This is a genomic window from Mesorhizobium sp. P2_H9, assembly GCF_056403215.1.
Genome location: NZ_JBFUFX010000023.1, coordinates 20982 through 40198, shown reverse-complemented (window position 1 = coordinate 40198; position 19217 = coordinate 20982). Strand labels below are relative to the sequence as shown.

Annotated in this window: 16 protein-coding genes and 2 pseudogenes; 14 read left to right on the top strand and 4 right to left on the bottom strand. The window is 59.7% G+C overall.

What is annotated here, in order from left to right; genetic code table 11:
* Together AC1DXN_RS30125 and AC1DXN_RS30120 are read left to right on the top strand one after the other, a co-directional pair.
* Positions 1–210: pseudogene (locus AC1DXN_RS30125) on the top strand (amidohydrolase); the annotation flags it as partial.
* A 42-nt stretch (positions 211–252) separates the two neighbouring features.
* Positions 253–594: pseudogene (locus AC1DXN_RS30120) on the top strand (glutamate dehydrogenase); the annotation flags it as partial.
* 295 nt (positions 595–889) lie between these two features.
* On the opposite strand, the gene AC1DXN_RS30115 reads toward AC1DXN_RS30120, so the two are convergent.
* Both AC1DXN_RS30115 and AC1DXN_RS30110 read right to left on the bottom strand, forming a co-directional pair.
* Complete coding sequence (locus AC1DXN_RS30115) at positions 890–1801, bottom strand: nucleotidyl transferase AbiEii/AbiGii toxin family protein (RefSeq protein ID WP_477277679.1); 912 nt, start codon at positions 1799–1801, stop codon at positions 890–892.
* A complete protein-coding gene (locus tag AC1DXN_RS30110) occupies positions 1791–2207 on the bottom strand; it encodes a DUF6088 family protein (protein WP_477277816.1) in 417 nt (138 codons plus the stop codon). Before AC1DXN_RS30110 ends, AC1DXN_RS30115 begins: the two co-directional genes overlap by 11 nt.
* 538 nt (positions 2208–2745) lie before the next feature.
* On the opposite strand from AC1DXN_RS30110, the gene AC1DXN_RS30105 reads away from it, so the two are divergent.
* The 5 genes from AC1DXN_RS30105 (at position 2746) to msuE (ending at position 8364) form a co-directional block, all read left to right on the top strand.
* A complete protein-coding gene (locus AC1DXN_RS30105) occupies positions 2746–3648 on the top strand; it encodes a nucleotidyltransferase and HEPN domain-containing protein (RefSeq protein ID WP_477277681.1) in 903 nt (300 codons plus the stop codon).
* Between the two features lie 870 nt (positions 3649–4518).
* Positions 4519–5868, top strand: coding sequence for a type II toxin-antitoxin system HipA family toxin (locus AC1DXN_RS30100; RefSeq protein WP_477277683.1), 1350 nt, complete (start codon positions 4519–4521; stop codon positions 5866–5868).
* Between the two features lie 12 nt (positions 5869–5880).
* A complete protein-coding gene (locus AC1DXN_RS30095; protein ID WP_109658943.1) occupies positions 5881–6183 on the top strand; it encodes a helix-turn-helix domain-containing protein in 303 nt (100 codons plus the stop codon).
* A 376-nt stretch (positions 6184–6559) separates the two neighbouring features.
* Positions 6560–7570, top strand: a complete 1011-nt coding sequence (locus AC1DXN_RS30090; RefSeq protein ID WP_477277685.1) for a MurR/RpiR family transcriptional regulator — start codon at positions 6560–6562, stop codon at positions 7568–7570.
* Between the two features lie 71 nt (positions 7571–7641).
* Positions 7642–8364, top strand: coding sequence for an FMN reductase (gene msuE, locus AC1DXN_RS30085; protein ID WP_477277687.1), 723 nt, complete (start codon positions 7642–7644; stop codon positions 8362–8364).
* A gap of 163 nt (positions 8365–8527) precedes the next feature.
* Here msuE and iolE read toward each other — a convergent pair whose 3' ends face one another.
* Positions 8528–9427 (bottom strand): myo-inosose-2 dehydratase, encoded by a 900-nt coding sequence (gene iolE / locus AC1DXN_RS30080; RefSeq protein ID WP_477277689.1) that lies wholly within the window; start codon positions 9425–9427, stop codon positions 8528–8530.
* Between the two features lie 102 nt (positions 9428–9529).
* The gene (gene iolD / locus AC1DXN_RS30075; protein ID WP_477277691.1) at positions 9530–11371 is read right to left on the bottom strand and encodes a 3D-(3,5/4)-trihydroxycyclohexane-1,2-dione acylhydrolase (decyclizing); all 1842 of its coding nucleotides are present in this window, start codon (positions 11369–11371) and stop codon (positions 9530–9532) included.
* A 211-nt stretch (positions 11372–11582) separates the two neighbouring features.
* Here iolD and AC1DXN_RS30070 point away from each other — a divergent pair, with 211 nt between their 5' ends.
* The 7 genes from AC1DXN_RS30070 to AC1DXN_RS30040 all read left to right on the top strand — a co-directional run bounded on the left by AC1DXN_RS30070 (position 11583) and on the right by AC1DXN_RS30040 (position 19208).
* The gene (locus AC1DXN_RS30070) at positions 11583–13019 is read left to right on the top strand and encodes an NAD-dependent succinate-semialdehyde dehydrogenase (protein WP_477277693.1); all 1437 of its coding nucleotides are present in this window, start codon (positions 11583–11585) and stop codon (positions 13017–13019) included.
* Between the two features lie 11 nt (positions 13020–13030).
* On the top strand, positions 13031–13846 hold the full coding sequence (locus AC1DXN_RS30065; protein WP_477277695.1) for an HpcH/HpaI aldolase family protein: 816 nt from the start codon (positions 13031–13033) through the stop codon (positions 13844–13846).
* Positions 13846–14811: a hydroxyacid dehydrogenase gene (locus AC1DXN_RS30060; RefSeq protein ID WP_477277697.1), complete on the top strand. Its 966-nt coding sequence runs from the start codon at positions 13846–13848 to the stop codon at positions 14809–14811. Before AC1DXN_RS30065 ends, AC1DXN_RS30060 begins: the two co-directional genes overlap by 1 nt.
* A 194-nt stretch (positions 14812–15005) precedes the next feature.
* Positions 15006–15830, top strand: a complete 825-nt coding sequence (locus AC1DXN_RS30055; protein ID WP_477277818.1) for a 3-methyl-2-oxobutanoate hydroxymethyltransferase — start codon at positions 15006–15008, stop codon at positions 15828–15830.
* Positions 15831–16095: 265 nt separating this feature from the next.
* Complete coding sequence (purU, locus tag AC1DXN_RS30050; protein WP_477277699.1) at positions 16096–16980, top strand: formyltetrahydrofolate deformylase; 885 nt, start codon at positions 16096–16098, stop codon at positions 16978–16980.
* A 34-nt stretch (positions 16981–17014) separates the two neighbouring features.
* Complete coding sequence (locus tag AC1DXN_RS30045; RefSeq protein ID WP_477277701.1) at positions 17015–18040, top strand: Gfo/Idh/MocA family oxidoreductase; 1026 nt, start codon at positions 17015–17017, stop codon at positions 18038–18040.
* Positions 18041–18224: 184 nt separating this feature from the next.
* Positions 18225–19208 (top strand): substrate-binding domain-containing protein, encoded by a 984-nt coding sequence (locus AC1DXN_RS30040; protein WP_477277703.1) that lies wholly within the window; start codon positions 18225–18227, stop codon positions 19206–19208.
* Positions 19209–19217 lie beyond the last annotated feature (9 nt).

Sequence of the window (19217 nt, the reverse complement as noted above, 5' to 3'; positions counted from 1 at the left end):
GATAAATACGTCCAGGCGCCGCCGAGTTCAGGCAGCGATGATTTCGGCTTCTACTCGGGCTGCGTTCCCTCGATCTACTTTCTGTTCGGCTCTCGAGAGCCCGGGAATGAATCAGGTGTTCACACACCAACTTTCGGTGCATCCGACAAGATACTGCTTCCGGCGACGGAGCTCGCCATCAAATATTGCTGGGAGCTCCTGCATAGTTGATGGCTTGACGAGCAGACGATGCATGGCTGCGGCAGAGCGTGCGGCCGCGTCGTTGTCAGCTATTTCGAGTGGGTGAAAAATCTCACGCACATTCCCTTCGGGCTGATGGAACGGCGGCGACGCGAGCGACGCAACCTGACGATCGCGACAGCGCTTGAGAAAATGACAGGCAACCCATTCCCGGCCGACTTGCGCGACGAATTCCTGGAAGGGGGCGCTGAGATCGATCTTGTTCGCTCCGGCCTGGAGGACGTGATGCGCAGCACCTGGGTAAACATAGCCGATCTGCTTGAGGAACAGCCGGAGCTTGGCGACTACCGGACTGCCGCCTATGTGGCGTCAATTCGCAGGATTGCAGCCGCCTACGAGGCCATAGGGATTTGAGCGCCTTGCGTGAAGCTGGTTGCATTTAGTTGAGGTCACTGCTTGCCGCTGCCGTCCGGTTCTCCCATTGACCGCGACCTTTGCGCGGCGCGCCCTGCCGGTCCAACTCCCGACCGGCAGGGTGCTTTTTGAGGCGCCTGACGGATCAAGCCTTATCACCTGGGAGCGAGAATCTGCACAGCGAGGGCTTCGTTTACATACAGCCGGAATTCACCGCATCGTAGGAATAGGAAGAGGTATGGGAGGCCGTCTGCGATGCGCCTGAGGGCACTAGAACGATGCTTTCCCCTAAACCCTAAGCGTCGCGGATTCGTTCGACGAAGTTTTGCACCTTCTCAAAAGCGGATGCGAATTCAGGCCTGTCGCCATAAACCATGTCACCGAGCAGCTTCGCGTAGCCCTCGGCGAACTTCTCGTCTTTGGATATAACCTCATACGCGCGGAGCGTTTCACCCCTGGGATCTGCCTTATAGGCGGGGTATTCGTCGCCGCGCCTCACAGCGTCTGCCTTCATCGTCTCCAAAGCAATCGCGGCGGCCTCCGCTGCATCATAGTGACCGTCCATGCGTGACAAGTCATAAATGTGACGGACGAGCGTGTGGTCGAGGTCCCCCAATCCGGCGAAAGCGAAGCCGGCCCGACGCCCGAGCGCGACGAACTTATCCGCTGCGGTTTCGGCCAGTCTCACGCATGCGACCTCCTTGGCTTCGGCGTCAGCACCACTGGCCTCAGCGACAAAGGATGAGACGGAGAGCTTTTCGGGTGCGGTGCAAATAGGAAATGCAGCGATCTCGATCTTGATCTCCGGGCGCAAGACGCCCTCTCCCTCAGCGATGGGCTCGTAGGGCAGATCATATCGTACGTATCGGTCGTTTTGCTTGACCGAGTAATGGCCCTCCACAGCAAACCCCGCCGCTTGAAGCCGCTTGTTCACCTCGGTCCGCAAGCGCTTGAGTGCGCCGCGAGACGGCTTGTCTTGGCCGACGATGCGAAGGTCAATGTCTTCTGACATCCGCTCGAGCAGGCGATAGGCACGTCCAAGCGCCGTTCCCCCGCCGAACGCTAGCGTCAGTCCATCGACCTCCACATCATGTATGGCAGCCAAGGCGCGAACGACAAACCAATCCTTCTCGACCAGAGCGGGCGACGGAAGGCTAAAATAGTCTTGAACTTCCAGAAGCGTCTTCTGATCTGGCTTACCGTTCAACGCGAAGCTCCGTGCGGCCGTCAGATAGCCGCCGGTTGAAACGCGCCTTGACCTTGACTGTCGGGTTCACCGGGATCTGGGTAGAGCGGCCTTCATTATAAGCTTTCGTACTCTCACTCTGCTCCCACGGCACGCCAAGCTTATTGAGCGCCTGTAGTGCCGCACTATGGAAACCGTTTGCGCTCAGGACCATGGGCCGACCGGTCAAGCGTGACCGCATCGCTCGGGCATAGACACCGTAGCCCAACCGCATCAGAGCGCCATCATGGACCAGTGACCTGAGCGCGCGTAGAACCTGGTCCTCGCCGCCGAGGTCAGCAAAATCTCGCGGAAGAAAGACATCGGTCTTCTTCGTTCTGGCGATACGGTTCTGGATTTTCTGCTTCAATGTCCTTGGCTGGTGCATGGTCAACTTCTTTCTGCAAACACCCGACACGCAATATATGCAAAAACCCGACACCCGACAAGGGCGTGGCGCATTGAAATCCGCATCGAGCCAGTGCCGCGATCAGGGGTGCTTGCGGCATCATCGCGCGGAGGTCTCGCCGCAGCGACCATCAAGCAGGATTTCCTCGATCTAGGGGCAGGCTCAGATTGTAGGTCTGTGCACCCACAGCCATAAGCGCGCTGCTGCTATCTCAAAATCTTTCCACTCAATCAATGTGACGTGCCGCTCGACAAGGGGACACCTAAGTTCGGTCTCTCGCCCCAGCTCAGCCGATAGTGCTAAAGCGCGGTTCGTCACTCTGACTGGAAAGGATCAGCGCCAAGGACCGCCCCGTGATCGCCGTTAATGCGCTGGGAGCTCTACGGCAGACAAGGTGGCATAGATCACCAGATTCAATTGCTTGCGGCTGGTGCCGGCAGCCTTTCACATGTGCCCGAGCCTGCTATAACGGGTACTTCGAGGCACCCCTCCGTTCAGCAAACTTGAACCGACCAGGATGAAAACCAGCATCGATCATTTGCCGGAGCACAAGCAGGAGGAACTGGCCCGTGTGGTCGAAATCCTGCATGCCGAATTCGAGGACGCGCTAGCGGAAAGCAGTGCGGACTGGAAGAAGAGCGGCCGCATCCTGAAGATCATCCTGTTCGGGTCCTATGCCCGCGGCGACTGGGTCGACGAGCCCCTCACAATGAAGGGCTACCGCAGCGATTTCGATCTGCTGGTGATCGTCAACAACAACAAGCTCGCCGACTTCGCCTACTGGTACAAGGCAAAGGACCGGCTCGATCGTGATCGTGCCATCAAGACGCCGATCAGCTTCATCGTCCACAGCCGCCGCTTCGTGAACACGGCTCTGCGCCAGGGACAGTACTTTTTCACCGACATCCGCCGCGAGGGCGTCGTCCTCTACGAGCTCGACGACGAACCGTTGGCGGAACCCAAGCCGCTCACGCCAAAAGCGGCATACGAAACCGCCAAAGATCATTTTGAAAGTCGGCTGCCGGGAGCATCGGACTTCCTTCAACTTTTTGCCGCAGGCATGGAAAAGGGCATGTCGAAAACGGCAGCTTTCCTTCTCCATCAAGCCATCGAACAAACTTATTCGACGCTGCTGTTGGTGCTCACAAACTACAGCCCACCGTCTCACAAGCTTACTTTTCTGCGGGCTCTTGCGGAGGATCAGGATCGCCGATTGTCCCAGGCTTGGCCGCGCGAGCAGCAACGTCATCGCGCTTGGTTCAACACATTGAACGAAGCGTATGTGAAGGCCCGGTATTCGAAGCACTACCAGATCAGTGAGGAGGCGCTGTTCTGGTTGGGCGAGCAGACCGCAGCGCTTCAAAAGTGCGCAGAGCAGGTTTGCCTCGAGCATTTGGCAGGGATGAGGGAAGCTGGATAGAGGGCGCACGGTGAGTTGCAGGGTTTGCTATGTGCCAATTGCCCACGCTCGGCGTCTGACAACCAGACAATGAGTCTTGTTTTTGGCTGGCGGAATCGAAAAAGCAGACCGACTAGGGCCGTGTCACGACATGCAAGACGGCCGGAGATGCGGACGAGAAAGCGGATACTCCAAGATGACCGGGTTCGTGTTCGAAACGTTCGACGGCTGGCTTGCGCGCTCTTCCGTCGCGCCGTCGCTTGTAGAAGCCGCCATGTCAGGCGGCTGGGAGCAGTCTGGCCGGTTGATCGATGGTCGCGCGAAGCTCTGTCTCGGCCGTAGCCCGCTTGGCGCTGGCCCTTCGTCTTCCAGGCGCCTATCGGTTTACTTGCCGGGCTTCGCACCGGGAAATCGCCGGAGCGCTTAACGGCATACAGCTCGGGTGTCTTTAGCACTCACAATGCAATGGAGCTTCTGCGAAACGCTGTTCTGGCGGTTGCCGAAAACCGCGTCGAAGGCGCGCAGGCCGATGCTGCGAGGTGCAAAGCCAATCTGACGAGCAGTACTGCGTTCGCGATGGAGCTGGTGGCCACGATGGGCTAGGAACCGCGGCCGTAGCCACCGAGACGCATCAACCATCTTGCAAAGCTGCCGTCGTCGCCCAAATCCGCTGTCATGAACTCCAATAGGTGTCGTGGTTCCTCGGATCAATCGCGACTGTTTCCAACCGGCGAGGTGTCGCAGAAACCGATCCGGGTGCAATACTTACGGCAGCCCACTAGCGCGCGCTGCCATCTCTTTCTCACGTTAAATCTTTCGAATAGACCCCTTTAGGGGTTGAAAACTGCGCCATTTACGATTATCGATACCACTCAAAGGGTCTGTAATTACATGAAGCTTACTATCGAGACATTCTGGAAAGGGGAGTGGCGTCAGAGCGCCTTCCTCGAGATAGATGATGAAAACCATGGCTACCGGGGCCAATCGGTTGTCGAGTATGACGTGGACTATTTCATGGAGCATGCAGCGGCGGACCGGAATGCCCACGGTGATGTCACTGACGCACGTGCCCTGTCGGTTCGGTATCCTGTCGATCTAGAAAATCGATATCTTTCAACCTGGCCTCCGTTTCTACTCGATCTGATGCCACAGGGCCATGCTAGGCGAAAGCTCGCGGAACATATGAAAATCGACGTGGAGTCCCGTTCCTCGGACTTGCCACTTCTAATTCGCGCCGCTGGCAACCCGGTTGGGAATATCCGTATTCGCGAGGCTGCCGCTGCTGAGCAGGATAGGCTTGCGAACGTTACACGCGTCGGGGTGACCGAGAATGACATATTAGGACGGAGCGATCTCTTCATTGAGGTGGTCGACCGATTTGGCTTGCTGGCATCGGGTTCAAGCGGACTACAGGGCGAATGGCCGAAGGTCGCTCTGACGCTTGCACGCGACGGTCTTTATTATCCTGACGCATTTGTGCGGGATGACGAGGCCGTTGGTCATTTCATCGTCAAACTGTTGAGGAGCAAAGACGAACGGGACCGGCTAATCCTCCAGGCCGAGGCCGGGTACTCTGCGCTTGCTCGCGAAATTGGTCTCAATGTCTATAAACCGTCCGTCTATGCCGAAGGCGTTCTGATCATCCCGCGCTTTGACCGCGAGGTCCGAGATGACGGAACCGTGGTGCGCGTTGGTCAAGAAAGCATGGTATCGGCAATCGGCGTGGCTGATTTCGGACATCTTGCGAGCCACGAGGACTATATCGACGTTCTAAAGCTGTATTCCAATGATCCCTACATGGACATCCTTGAATATGTGAAGCGTGACATCGCTAATCGGGCGTTCGGCAATCCTGACAATCATGGGCGAAATACCGCCATGTCGAAGGGACCTAATGGGGGCGCAACACTCGCACCGTTGTTCGATTTTGCTCCAATGCAGCTTGCTACCGAGGGCATCGTGAAGTCGACTCGTTGGTCGTCCATGAGGGATACTCATCGCGACACCTCTCCCAATTGGGCCGAAGTTTGCAGGGGAGTTTTCCCGGATAATCAAGAAAACGCCAACCGTCTGCTAGGCGACATCTGCGGGTTCGCGGAGCGCCTGCCGCAGTGGCGCAACCGTGCGGCCGAGTTCAACATTCCGCAAGAGGTGATCGATTTAGCAATGATCCGATGCGATGAGGTCGCCAGCAATGTCCTGGCTGCGTCTTCCGACGAGATCACAGCGCCAGCTACATAAGGGCAGACGACGATGCCAAGATGGAAGAAGCCAAGTAAGGCAGAGATCAGCACTCTACGCGCCCTCCTTCGGGAAAAAGCCGAAGCAGGCGAGTTGCGATTTCCTGATGCCGTGGCGGAAATCCGGAGGTCACTTGGCCTGACGCAGGAGCAATTCGCCGAGATCACAGGGACTACGAAACGTCAGGTCGCCGAGATTGAGACAGGCAAGGCTAATCCGACGGTGGAGACGCTACAGAGGATTGCCGGGTTGTTTGGATTCAGCCTTGGCTTTGTTCCGCGCAAATCTTCGGAAATGCAGGCGCCCAAGATGTGACCCTTGGGCGTTGTGACGTTGTTGAAATGTGGCCGCGTGAGGCCGACACCGCGCTTTTCAGAAAGGCCTTGCACTCACGGCTTTCCACCCGGCCATGCGAAGTGTCTGATCGGCCCCCACCTTCGGCAGCGTCGGGATGGTCGTGGTTCAGCCTTAAGGGCAGCCTGCGCGCCATTGAAAACCACGGAGCGCTGGCGGTCTTCGCCGTTCAGTGTTGCGTAAGCATTGCTGACGATAGCTTTTGACCGCTGCCAAGGCCTTGAGCGGAACGAGGACCAGTTCGTAGTCGAGCGCTGGTGCGAGCTCAACCAGACTCGAAAGCCTGAGGTCGGTGCCTCCCCTGTCAATCTTCGAGACATGGCTTTGCGGAACGCCAATGCGAAATGCTGAGGTCGCGCTGGCTCAGCCCACTCTGCTGGCGGGCGTTGCGCAGTGCAAGACGGGCAATTCTCCGCTGGCAAAAGGACCGCAAAGGCGTCATCATGCAACAAAAATTGCGAGGATGCGAATTGTGAAAGAGAAGCTTGGAGCTCCCAGGGATTACGAGGAACTCATCCGTGTGATCCACGACCGGTACGACGAAATGAGCAAGTCATACCAGAAGATAGCGGTCTATCTTACGCAAAACCCCAATGATGTTGCGGTCCGATCCGTAAACGCGATCGGTGAGACCTCAGGCGTACACGCCTCAAGTTTTGTGCGGTTTGCCCAAGCCCTTGGCTATGAGGGGTTCAAGGATCTTCAAACCCTGTTCCAGAAGCGCTTGTCGACCGCTGCGCCGGGCTTCGAAGCACGCATCAAGGCGCTCGAGACGGAACTGGGGGGACGCAAGGATTGCAGCGAAGCCGGATTTTTGCATGACCTTGTCGTGCGGGACATCGCCTCTCTAAGAGAGATGCTCACGGATATTCCGGCCGAGAAATTGGCCGAAGCGGTGAAGCTGCTTGAGAAAGCCGACGTCATCTATCTGCTGGGACAGTTGCGCTCCGCGCCAGTCGTTGAACTGCTTCGCTATATATTGACCATGTTGGGGAAGCGCTGCGTTCTGCTCGATCCCGGCGGCGGGCTTGCGACGCATATGGCGCGTGCAATTCGAAAAAGCGATGTCCTGTTCGCGGTGTCGTTCCGCTTCTATGCAAATGAGGTGGTGAATATAGTGGAAGACGCGGCGGGGCGCGGCATACCCATTGTGGCGATCTCTGACAGCACTTTGTCGCCGCTGGCCAAAAGTGCAAGTGTTCTCTTCGCGGTGCCTGAGCACGAGTACACGTTCTCCAGGTCCCTGGCGGCTCCAATGTGCCTTGCTCAGGCTCTCACCGTGGCATTGGCCGCCAGACTTCAGAACGATACAGTCAGTCCTCGCATCCCAACGGTTACCGCGGAGTAGAGCGGTGGGACGCAGTGCCGCGTTTCGTCGACGGATGATGCGAGTCGTTTGATCCGTCTCGGCCACCATCAGTGGATGTTGCTACCGATCATTGGCAGGACCTCATTTTTCTCCTCAAAGCCGAAAAATCGAAACCTAATTACTTATTTGTCGAATATCGTCTGCCCCGATTTGAAAGTGGGCGTGCGCAGGCAGGGCTTGGGATTGACGAGTTGGCACCGCTATCAGTTCTCGGAATATCCGGCGGCGTCAGCACGCCATCACGCACCACGGCGGTGGTGAATGAGCTGATCAAGGCGATCGCATCGCGTATACCGTCAGACAGCGGGCTGATCGAAATTACCGAGGCAGCGCCATCGCTCTTCGCCGGACTTTCCCGCAGCGCGCTCGGCGCCTCCGGCGAAGCGATTGTCCAGCGTGTCGAAAAGGCCGACCTGCTCGTGGTCGGAACGCCTGTTTACAGGGCTTCCTACACGGGCGCACTCAAACACCTGTTCGATCTCGTCGATTATCGTGCGCTGACGGGGAAGACCGTGCTGCTCGCGGCGACCGGCGGAAGTCCATACCATGGCCTGGTTCTCGAGCATCAGCTCAGGCCATTGTTCGGCTTTTTCGGGGCCGTCACCGTGCCGACAGGAGTGTACGGCGCACCCGACGATTTTGTCGGCGCTGAAATCGTCGGCGAGGCGATACGCGAACGCATTTCGCGGGCCGCGTCCGAGGCGGTTTCACTGTTCAATTCCAGTCCTGCAAACACTGCCGTCGCCGCGCGCGTCGGATGGGCGGCGCAGTGATCGAAGCGTTCGACGCCACAAGGCGTTGGTGCCTTGAAGAGAAAGAGAAAAGGCCAGGCAGGTTTCGGCCCAACGCCAAAGTCCCGCACAGTAGAGGTTAGTCGACCGCCATAAAGTTACAAATTTTGTCGTAAATGATTGATTTTATTAATATAGTCGGAGTTCAGTCCTCTACTGAGTAGCCGGACGCTGCCATGACACGCCGCAACTCCTGATGCCCGATCCTGGCCATCCTCAGCGGGGGGCTCTTCATGGGATCCTGTTCGGCCTCAACCACGAACCAGCCTTCATAGCCGTGGAAGGCTAGGCGCTTCACGATGGCTTCAAAATCCAGAGATCCGTCACCCGGCACGGTGAAGGCGCCCTTGACCACGGCGTCGAGAAAGCTTTCGCGCGTGCGATCGAGGCCCTCGATGACATGCCAGCGCACGTCCTTGGTGTGGACGTGCGAAATCCGGCCATGGTGCTTGTCGATGACGCGCAGCACATCGCCGCCGGCGAATGCCATATGCCCCGCATCATAAAGCAGCGGCAGAGCCTCTCCGGAATGGTTCATCAACTGATCCACCTCGGCCTCGGTCTCGATCGGCGCTCCCATGTGATGGTGATAGGCAATCGGCATGCCTTCGCCGGCGCACCACTCGGCGAATGCTGTCAGCTTCCGGCCATAAGTCTTTGTCTCCTCCTGTGACAGGCGGCGCTTGGTGGCCAGTGGCGCGGTGCGGTCGCCCTGTATTGAGCCAGCGGTTTCGCCATACACGATGCAGGGAGCGTTCACCGCCTTGAAAAGTGCCATCTGCTTGCCGATACGATCCTTCTCGGTCTCGATGTCGCCATCGAGCAGTTGGCCCGAAAACCAGCCTCCGCAAACGCTCATGCCTTGCTGCTTCAGGATCGGCTCCAGGACCTTTGCCTCCATGGGGAAGCGCCGGCCTGTCTCCATGCCGGTGAAGCCGGCTTCGCGGGCCTGCCGCAGGCACTCCTCCAACGACACGTCATCGCTCAGTTCGGGAAGGTCGTCGTTCCACCATGCGATCGGCGCGATGCCGAGTTTGGCTTTCATTCTTCATCTCCAAGGGAAGCTTGGTTAGGAAAAAAAGCCGGAACAATTCGAAGGGAGGTTCGAATCGTTCCGGTTGGGGCGCAATGGGGGCGCCGAAAGTGATCAGATGCCAACGCGTTGCCTTTTGCGGCCTTCCGTTTGGGAGGCGCGGGCTTCCAGGACCTCCTGCCGCTCACTGATTTCAGGCACACCGACATCCCACCACGCGTCGCCTGGCGTCCAGGTGAAGGCGTCCGTGACAATGGTGATAACGGTGGTGCGATCGGTGGTCTTGGCCCAGTCCAGCGCCTGGCCGAGGTCGGCGAGGCTGTCGACATGTCGCGTCAAGGCGCCCATTGCTTCAGCGTGCTTGGCAAAGTCGACGCCGAAGGGCTCTTTCACCCGGCAATCCTTGATCAAATTGTTGAACGAGGCGCCGCCCTTGCCGTTCTGCAGGCGGTTGATGACGGCATAGCCGCCATTGTCACACACGATGACGATTATCTTGTGCCCGGCAAGAACCGAAGAGTAAATGTCGGAGTTCATCATCATATACGTGCCATCGCCGATCATGACGATCGGGGTGCGGGTCGGATCGGCCATCGCTGCACCCCAACCGGCTGCGATCTCRTAGCCCATGCACGAAAAGCCGAATTCGCAATCGAAGGTGTTGGGCTCCTTGACGCGCCAGTTCTTCATSACTTCGCCRGGCARYCCSCCGGCGGCSGTRATGAGCAGATCSCGYTCGCCRGCCTTGGCATTCACCACCCCGACGACTTGCGCGTAGGTCGGCACAGGGTCGTTGGTTGGCTTCTGGAAGCTATCAAGCATTGTGTTCCACTTGGCGAATTCGGTGTGCCCCTTGCTGGTCCACTCCGGGTCTGCCTGCCAGGTGCCAAGCGTGTCGTCGAGTTCGCGCAGCGTTTCCAGCGCATCGCCGATCACCGGCAGGGCGCGATGCTTGGTCGCGTCCCAGCGCGCGGCATTGATCGAGACGAACTTGGCATCGGGGGCGAATGCGCTCCAGGAGCCGGTGGTGAAATCCATCAGCCTGGTTCCGACGGCCAGCACGACATCGGCTTGAGCGGCCAACGCATTGGCCGAGGTCGAACCGACGATCCCGATCGGGCCGACATGCGCGGGATGGTCGTGCGAGACGGTGCCCTTTCCAGCGATCGTCTCGGCCAGCGGGATCCCGCGTTTTTCGGCCATATGCGCCAGAACTTTGCCGGCATCGGAATATCGCACGCCGCCACCCGAAATAATGAGTGGCCGCTTCGCATTCCAAAGAATGCGAATGGCCTCGGCCAACCGGTCCCGGTCTGGGCGTGCACGGGGAATTGAATGGAGGGTCCGCTCGAAGAAGGCCGCGGGATAGTCCCAGGCGATTTCCTGGACGTCCTGAGGCAAGGCAATGAAGGCTGGACCGCAATCGGCCGGATCAAGCAGCACGGCGAGGGCCTGTGGCAGGGATGACAGGATCTGCTCGGGATGGACGATGCGGTCCCAGTAGCGGGTCACCGCCTTGAAGGCATCGTTGACGTTGATGGTGGGGTCTCCGAAATGCTCGACCTGCTGCATGACCGGGTCGGGCCTGCGATTGACGAAAGTGTCGCCCGACAGAAGAAGCACGGGCAGCCGGTTAGAATGGGCCACGCCAGCAGCCGTCACCATGTTAAGCGCCCCTGGGCCGATCGAGGTCGCTGCCACCATGATTTGTCTGCGTTGCCTTGCCTTGGCAAAGCCGATCGCGGCGAGCGCCATCGATTGCTCGTTTTGCCCCCGCCAGGTCGGAAGCACATCCTTCACCGCTTCGAGCGCCTCTGAGAGGCAGGTGACGTTGCCATGTCCGAAAATGGCGAATACGCCCGGAAAGAGCGGCAGCTGCTCGTCGTCGATGACGATGAACTGGTTGCACAGATAGCGCACCAGCGCCTGTGCCACGGTCAGACGGACTGTTGCCATCAGCTCACTCCTCCCTCGTATGATTTTTTCATTTCTACAGAATGAATATTGACAAATCAACCATTCTGCAATGGTTATTGCGGGAATACGGGAGATAGCAGTTTGCTGTCTTTGGTGTGCCGATGACGAGCGCCGCTACTGATCCTGGTGGAGGCGATGAGGGTAGACGGAGGGGTACTCTCCGCCAATGCAAGCGAGATCGGGTAGATCAATGTACCAAAGCTTTGGATTGTTCATCAACGGCCAGTGGCGCGCCGCCGAGGGCAGGGGAACCACATCGGTGGTGAGCCCGGTGACCGAAGAGCCCGTTGGCGACGCCCCGGTCGCGACGCGCGCCGATACCGAGGAGGCGCTTGAAAGTGCCGCTCGCGGTCTATTGGCCTGGAGAGGCCGCACCGGCTTCGAGCGGGCTGAGGTCCTGCATGCCGTCGCCGACGAAATGGGCCGCCGCAAGGCGGAAGGCGCGCGCATGATCTCGACCGAGACCGGCAAGCCGATCGCGCAGTCGGAGCGCGAATGGAGCCTGGCTGTCGACCAGTTCCGCTGGTACGCCGAAGAGGCGCGGCGCATCTATGGGCGCGTCGTCGAAAGCCGCGTTCCCGGGGGTCGTTTCGAGGTCCTGCACGAGCCAATAGGGATCGTCGCGGCCTTCACGGCCTGGAACTTTCCCGCCGCCCTCGTTGCCCGCAAGGTGGCGCCGGCGCTCGCTGCCGGCTGCTCGATCATCGTGCGCCCATCAAGCCAGACGCCCGGCACAGCCATGGTTATTGTCGACTGCATTCGCGCTGGCAACCTGCCCGCCGGCACGGTCAGTCTCGTGGTTGGCCCAACCGGCACGACCTACACGCCGATCATGGCCTCGCCGCAGGTCCGCAAGGTGTCGCTGACCGGGTCGACCCGTGTCGGCCAGCAAATGATCCGCGATGCCGCCGACACGGTAAAAAAAGTGTCGATGGAGCTTGGCGGCAACGCGCCGCTGATCGTGTTCGACGATGCCGACCTGGAGGCCGCCCTTAACGTTTCGGTGCCGACCAAATACGCCAATGCGGGCCAGGTCTGCGTCACGCCCGACCGCTTCTTCGTGCACGACAGCATTCACGACGCCTTCGTCGATGGCTTCGTGCAGCGCACCAAGGCGTTGAAGCTGGGCAATGGACTGGACCCTTCCGTCCAGATGGGTCCGCTCATAAATGCCAACCGGCTGGCCGGTATCGAGAGCATCATCGCCGAGGCCGAGAATGCGGGCGCCAGGATCGTTGCTGGCGGGCGGCGTGCGAGCGCCTTCAACGACGGTTATTTCCATGAGCCCACGGTGCTGGTCGATGTCAGCGACGAGATGCGGGTGTTCTCACAGGAGAATTTCGGGCCGATCGCCGCCATCACCCGGTTCTCATTAGATGACGAGGTGCTTGAGCGCGCCAACGCTTCCGAGATGGGGCTGTCCGCCTACGCCTTCACGCGCAGCCCCAAGCGCGCCCGTCGCGCGGTCGCCGAGCTCAAATCGGGCATGGTCGGCATCAACAGCTTTGCGCTGGCGGCATCCGAAGCGCCCTTTGGCGGCACCAAATATTCGGGCATGGGCCGCGAAGGCGGCCTCGAAGGTATCGGCGACTACCTCGATACCAAGCTCGCCCAAATCGTATTTTAACGGAGGCTGGATTGATCAAGAACAAGCTCAAGCAGATCTGGGCCGCTGGCCAGCCTACCGTCAACGGCTGGCTGTCGATCGGCAACCCCTTCACGGCCGAGATCATGGCCGCACAGGGCTATGACAGCCTCAGCATCGACCTCCAACATGGCGCGCTCGACTATTCGATGCTCCTGCCGATGTTCCAGGCCATGCGCGCCTCTGGCGTCGTGCCAATGGCACGCGTCCCCTGGCTGGAGCCGGGCATCGTCATGAAGGTGCTGGATGCCGGCGCCTATGGCGTGATCTGCCCGATGGTCAATACACCGCAACAGGCGGCGCAATTCGTCAGTTACCTGCGCTATCCGCCGGCCGGTCAGCGCAGTTTCGGGCCGACCCGCGCCAACTTTTCGGCGGGCGCGAATTACGCCGCGGAAGCCAATGACGAAATCCTGGCCCTCGCCATGGTCGAGACCGCCGAGGCGATGCGCAATCTCGAGGCGATCGTTGCAACGCCTGGGCTGGACGGGGTGTATGTCGGGCCAGCGGACCTGACATTCAGCTTGCACCAGGGGCGGCTCGCACCGGCCTTCGACCGCGAGGAGCCGGAGATGATCGAGGCGTTGCAGACCATTGTGGCGGCCTGCAAGAAGGTCGGCAAGCGCTCGGCACTCCATTGCGGCACGCCCGATTATGCGGCGCGGGCGGTCGCATGGGGCTACGATATGACAACCGTTTCCGGGGATTCCCGTCTGCTCGCTGCTGCCGCCTTGCACAGTGTGTCACGCTTCCGCGATCTGACTGGCCACAACGTGGCTGCGACCCCGTCGGGCAAAGGAACCTACTGATGCCACACGTCCTGGTCGCCGGCAGGCTCCATCCAAGTGGCATTGCCCTTCTCGATGCCGCCCCAGACGTCACCTACGACTACGTTGAGGACGTGTCGGAGCCGAGCTACGCGCCCCTGGTCGACCGGGCCGAGGGACTTGTCCTTCGCACACAGCCCTTGTCTGGTGCGACAGTCGCCCGTGCGAGGAAACTCAGGATCGTCTCACGCCATGGCGTTGGCTATGACGCCGTCGACCTGCCATCGCTCAACAGCCGCGGCATCGCGCTGGCGATCGTCGGTGACGTCAATTCGGTGTCGGTGGCCGAGCACGCGATGATGCTTTTGCTGGCGGCAAGCAAGCGGCTTGTCCGTGCCGACAGGGCCGTGCGCGACGGGAACTGGGGCTGGCGCAACAGCCTTGAGGCACAGGAACTCTTCGGCAAGCGGCTGCTGATCATCGGCTATGGTCGTATCGGCCGGCATCTGGCGCGCATGGCAGCCGCATTTGGCATGGAGGTGCGGGCGCACGACCCGTTGTTGTACCAAAAGGGCTGGCCAGCCGGGTCTGTTATTTCGCAGAGCGACCTTGCTCAGGGGCTGGCCTGGGCCGACGCCGTTTCGGTCAACGTGCCCAAAGCCGACGAGCCGGTCATTGGCGCTGACGAGATCGCGGTGATGAAACGCGGTGCGATCCTCATTAACACCGCCCGCGGCGGAGTGGTGGATGAGGCGGCACTGGGCGCGGCCTTGCGCGACGGCCGCATCGGCGCGGCCGGTCTCGATGTGTTCGACGACGAACCGCCGGCGCTCGATCACGCGCTCTTTGGTCTGGACCAGGTGATTCTGACCCCCCACATCGCCGGCCTGACTGCGGAGTGTGGAGAGCGGATGGCCATCTCGTCGGTCCAGAATGTACTGGATTTCTTCGCCGGCAAGATCGATCGGGCGCTTGTGGTCAACGATGCCCGGCTGAACGGCAGGTGATCGGCTCGACAAGGGTGACCACGCCAGCTCGGCGAGCAGCTCGCTGCCAGGCAGTGCCGGTTGGTCCTCAGTCAAGGACGGTGCGACCAACTCATTTCGGCAAATTCCTGCCGCGCGGAAATTGAAGCAGCACGATCAGGGACAACACAAATCCCTTGCAGGAAGAAATCTCCAACCATCCACGGGGTGCATCCTTGGTTCATAAAAATACCCGCCCAACTGTCGCTGATATTCGCGCCATGAAGGCGCGAGGGCACAAGATCTCAATGCTTTACGTCACAACACTGGATGAGGCTGCAGCTGCCGACGCAGCCGGGGTCCATATGCTGTCGATCGAGGGCCGCTTCTTTTCTCCCGCAATGCGCGAGGCCGCTGGGCGTTGCTTCGTGCAGGTCGGACTGCCATTTGGTTCGTCCGGAACGGTCGAGGGCAACCGGCTCGTCACTGCGGAGGATTATCTTCGCGCCGCCTTTCACTTTGCCGCGATGGGAGGCGACTGCTTCTATTGTGCGGCCTCCTACGACATTCAAAAGGTGCTTTGCGACAACCGGATGCCCATCGTTGCCCATGTCGGCCTTGTTCCGACCCACATCACCTGGACGGGCTTTCGTGCCGTCGGCAAGACGGCGTCGGAAGCCTTGATGATATGGCGGCAGGTAAAGCTACTTGAAAGCGTGGGTTGCTTCGGGGCTGAGCTCGAGGTCGTGCCAGATAGGGTTGGCGAATTCATTTCAAGGAACACTTCGATGATCATGCTCGGCATGGGAGCCGGACCGGGCGCTGACGCCCAGTATCTGTTCGCCGAAGATGTTTTGGGCCATACCGAAGGCCACAAGCCACGTCATGCGAAAACCTACCGCAACTTTGCTGCCGAATATGCTCGGCTTCAACAAGAGCGGATCGCGGCTTTCAAGGAATTCGTCATAGATGTCGACGCCGGCGCTTACCCGGCCCCGCACCACAATGTCCCGTTTCAGGAGAGCGAATATGTCCAGTTCGTGGAGCAGGTCAAACTCTAAGCTGCGGGGTCTGCAGGGTCCACACCGCCGCCATCCAGGTTCGCTTGCCAGCCGCCCAATGCGGTGCGGGAACTTGTCGCATCAGGTGATATTGGATGACTGCGCATTCTCAATGCGATCTACATCGCGATCTCGCCTAAGTGCGGCCGCCGACAAGTGGGTAACAGCTGCAGAAGCAGGTCAGGTCCATTGCGATCAATGTCCACCCTGACCACGTCGCCGCCTTCGACACGGGCTCCCGATATCAAGCTGCCAAGGAAAAATCATGTCCAACTTTGCCCTTCGTGTGAAATGCCGCTCAACCAGGGGGATCGTTGCCGCCATTTCAACTTTCCTGGCAGATCAGACCTGCAACATCACCGACAGTGCCCAGTTCGACGATGCCGATACCGGAAATTTCTTCATGCGGGTCAGCTTTCGCTCCGAAGGCGGTCACGGACTTGAAGAACTCAGGACAGGGTTCGAAGCGATTGCTTCCGCTTTTGGYATGGAGGCACAATTCTTTGACGAGGCCATCAAGCGCAAGGTTATCATCATGGTCTCGCGCTTCGGTCACTGTCTTAACGATCTTCTTTATCGCTGGCGTATCGGTGCTCTTCCAATCGACATCGTGGCGGTGATTTCCAACCATATGGAGTACCAAAAGGTCGTTGTGAATCACGATATTCCATTCCATTGCATCGCGTTGAGGAAGGACAACAAGCTCCAGGCCGAGGCGCAGCAGATGCGCATTGTGGAGGAAACGGGCGCCGAGCTGGTCGTGCTGGCCCGATATATGCAGGTCCTGTCAGACCACATGTGCCGGACCATGTCGGGGCGGATCATCAACATCCACCACTCGTTCCTGCCGTCGTTCAAGGGCGCGAACCCTTACAAACAGGCTTACGAGCGGGGCGTGAAACTGATCGGCGCCACATCGCACTACGTGACCGGCGACTTGGACGAAGGCCCAATCATCGAGCAAGATACCGTGCGCGTGACCCATGCTCAATCCAACGAGGATTATGTCAGCCTCGGCCGCGACGTCGAGGCTCAAGTCCTCGCCCGCGCGATCCATGCCCACATCCACGGACGCGTGTTTCTCAATGGCAACAAGACGGTCGTCTTTCCGCCGTCGCCGGGTTCCTATGCTTCGGAGCGGATGGGATGACCGCACGCAAAGCTGGTGGTTTTCGGGGGACTAAATGAGTCTCGGAATCGGCATCATCGGTGCGGGCGTCATGGGCGCGGACCATGCCCGCATTCTCGCCACTCAGGTCGGCGGCGCCAAACTCGTAGCCATTTCAGACCCCGACGAGGCGCGCGCTTGCGAGGTCGCGCGTGCTCATGAAGCGCACCGTCATTTCACTGACGGCTTTGCCCTTATTGAGGATCCGGCGGTCGAGGCGGTGATCGTCGCTTCCCCGGATCATACCCATGCCGGGATGGTGCTGGCCTGCCTGCGAGCCGGCAAACCCGTATTGTGCGAGAAGCCGCTCGCGCCCACGGTGGCGGAATGCCGCGAATTGATCGAAGCCGAGCATCGTGAAGGTCGCCGCATGATCCAGGTCGGGTTCATGCGCCGGTTCGATCCCGCTTATGGCGCAATGAGCGCAACACTTTCGTCGGGGCGGCTGGGACGTCCGCTACTCATGCATTGCGCCCACCGCAACGTCGCGGCACCAGGTTTTTTTACGCCACAGATGTCTATTGCAAATGCCGCGGTGCACGAATTCGACATCGTGCGATGGCTGCTGGGTGTCGAGGCTGTCGCGGTCACTGCCCTCCAGTCGGCCAGCAAGGCCAGCGCCACGCTGCGCGATCCTATCCTGCTGCTTCTCGAAATGCAGAATGGCGTGATGGTCGACATCGAGATCTTCATGAACGCCGCCTATGGCTATGACATCCGCGCTGAACTGGTCTGCGAAAACGGCACGGTCGAGCTTGGCCGGCCCGCGCCGAACCTCGTGCGCAATGAAGGTGGGGAGGCGCGCACTTTCCCCAGCGACTGGCGTGGACGCTTCAGCGATGCCTATCGGCTCCAACTCCAGGCCTGGATAGGGAACCTTCGCGGCAAGCCCCATGGCGGCGCAGGCGCGTTCGATGGCTATGTCGCGACCCTGATCGCGCAAGCAGCGCTTCGTTCCCTTGCCAGCGGCGCGCGCGAGGAGATTGCGCCCGACGCATCCCTCACAGGATTGGACCCGGCCGGTGAGTATTTTGATCCCTGAAACAGGCGTATGTCGCCGGCCGCGCAAAGGTTTCAATGTATGTTGCAAAGGTTTTGCATTAGAAATTTCTGTTGCAAGAGGGTGCCGTTTGTGATTTTCTCGTAGCTGGCTCTAAGCCGACAAATGCCTCGACGGAGGTCCGCCATAACGAGCGGGATTCGGGGCGTCTCTGGGAGGAAGTTGAATGCGAATCACCAAAGCAATTGGCGCGACCATCGCGCTGTCGATGATGCTTGGCCTGGCGCCAGCGGCCCGTGCGGCCGATGCCGATCACAAGGACGAATGGTCGAAGATCAACATCCTTTTCGTGCCCTGGTCGCAGTCCTCGAACCCATTCTTCGAGGCGGTCATCAGCGGCGCCAAGGATGCTGCCGCCCAGCAGGGCGTCAACCTCGACGTCCAGTTCGGCGAGGAAGACCAGCAGCACCAGCTTGGCATCCTGGAGACCGGCATTGCCAACAAGGTCACGGGCATCGCCGTCAACATCTCCGATGACAACGCCTATATCGACGTCCTGTGCAACGCCATGAAGCAGAACATTCCGGTCGTCACCTTCAACATCGATGACTCCCGCCATGGCGCGGCGGGCTCCACCTGCCGGCTGGCCTTCATGGGCCAGAACTTCGCCGATGCCGGCTACGTGCTGGGCAAGCGCATGATCGAGGAGCATCATCTGAAGAAGGGCGACGTCGTGTTCACGCCCGTCGAGGCACCCCAAGCGACCTACGCCGTGCAGCGCCATGCCGGCGTGCAGAAGGCCCTGGAAGAGATCGGTGCGACATCCGAGATCCTCGGTACCGGCAACGACCACGCCCAGGCGCTCAATCTGATGACCCAGTACCTGCTGGGGCACCCCAATACCGCCGCCGTCGTCGGCCTTGGTCAAACGCCTACCAGCCAAGCCGTTCAGGCAATCAAGGACGCGGGCCTCAAGATCCCGGCCGCGGGCTTTGACGTGTCCAAGGAGATTCTCGACAACATCGCCAACGGCGAACTTACCGCCGCGGTTGATCAACAGCCCTACAGCCAGGGCTACTATGCCGTCACCCAGCTTGCGCTCTATCTCAAATACGGTCTCTACCCATCGGAGATGGATACGGGCGGCAAGGGCCTCATCGACAAGACCAACTACAAGCTTGCCGAGAAATGGGCCGGCCCCGTCCGCTAGACCAAGGTT

Coding starts and splice junctions, on each gene's coding strand:
- AC1DXN_RS30110 (WP_477277816.1), bottom strand. CDS start 2,207: ATGCACCAGCCAAGGACATTGAAGCAGAAAATCCAGAACCGTATCGCC.
- AC1DXN_RS30105 (WP_477277681.1), top strand. CDS start 2,746: ATGAAAACCAGCATCGATCATTTGCCGGAGCACAAGCAGGAGGAACTG.
- AC1DXN_RS30100 (WP_477277683.1), top strand. CDS start 4,519: ATGAAGCTTACTATCGAGACATTCTGGAAAGGGGAGTGGCGTCAGAGC.
- AC1DXN_RS30095 (WP_109658943.1), top strand. CDS start 5,881: ATGCCAAGATGGAAGAAGCCAAGTAAGGCAGAGATCAGCACTCTACGC.
- AC1DXN_RS30090 (WP_477277685.1), top strand. CDS start 6,560: ATGCGAAATGCTGAGGTCGCGCTGGCTCAGCCCACTCTGCTGGCGGGC.
- iolE (WP_477277689.1), bottom strand. CDS start 9,427: ATGAAAGCCAAACTCGGCATCGCGCCGATCGCATGGTGGAACGACGAC.
- AC1DXN_RS30070 (WP_477277693.1), top strand. CDS start 11,583: ATGTACCAAAGCTTTGGATTGTTCATCAACGGCCAGTGGCGCGCCGCC.
- AC1DXN_RS30060 (WP_477277697.1), top strand. CDS start 13,846: ATGCCACACGTCCTGGTCGCCGGCAGGCTCCATCCAAGTGGCATTGCC.
- AC1DXN_RS30045 (WP_477277701.1), top strand. CDS start 17,015: ATGAGTCTCGGAATCGGCATCATCGGTGCGGGCGTCATGGGCGCGGAC.
- AC1DXN_RS30040 (WP_477277703.1), top strand. CDS start 18,225: ATGCGAATCACCAAAGCAATTGGCGCGACCATCGCGCTGTCGATGATG.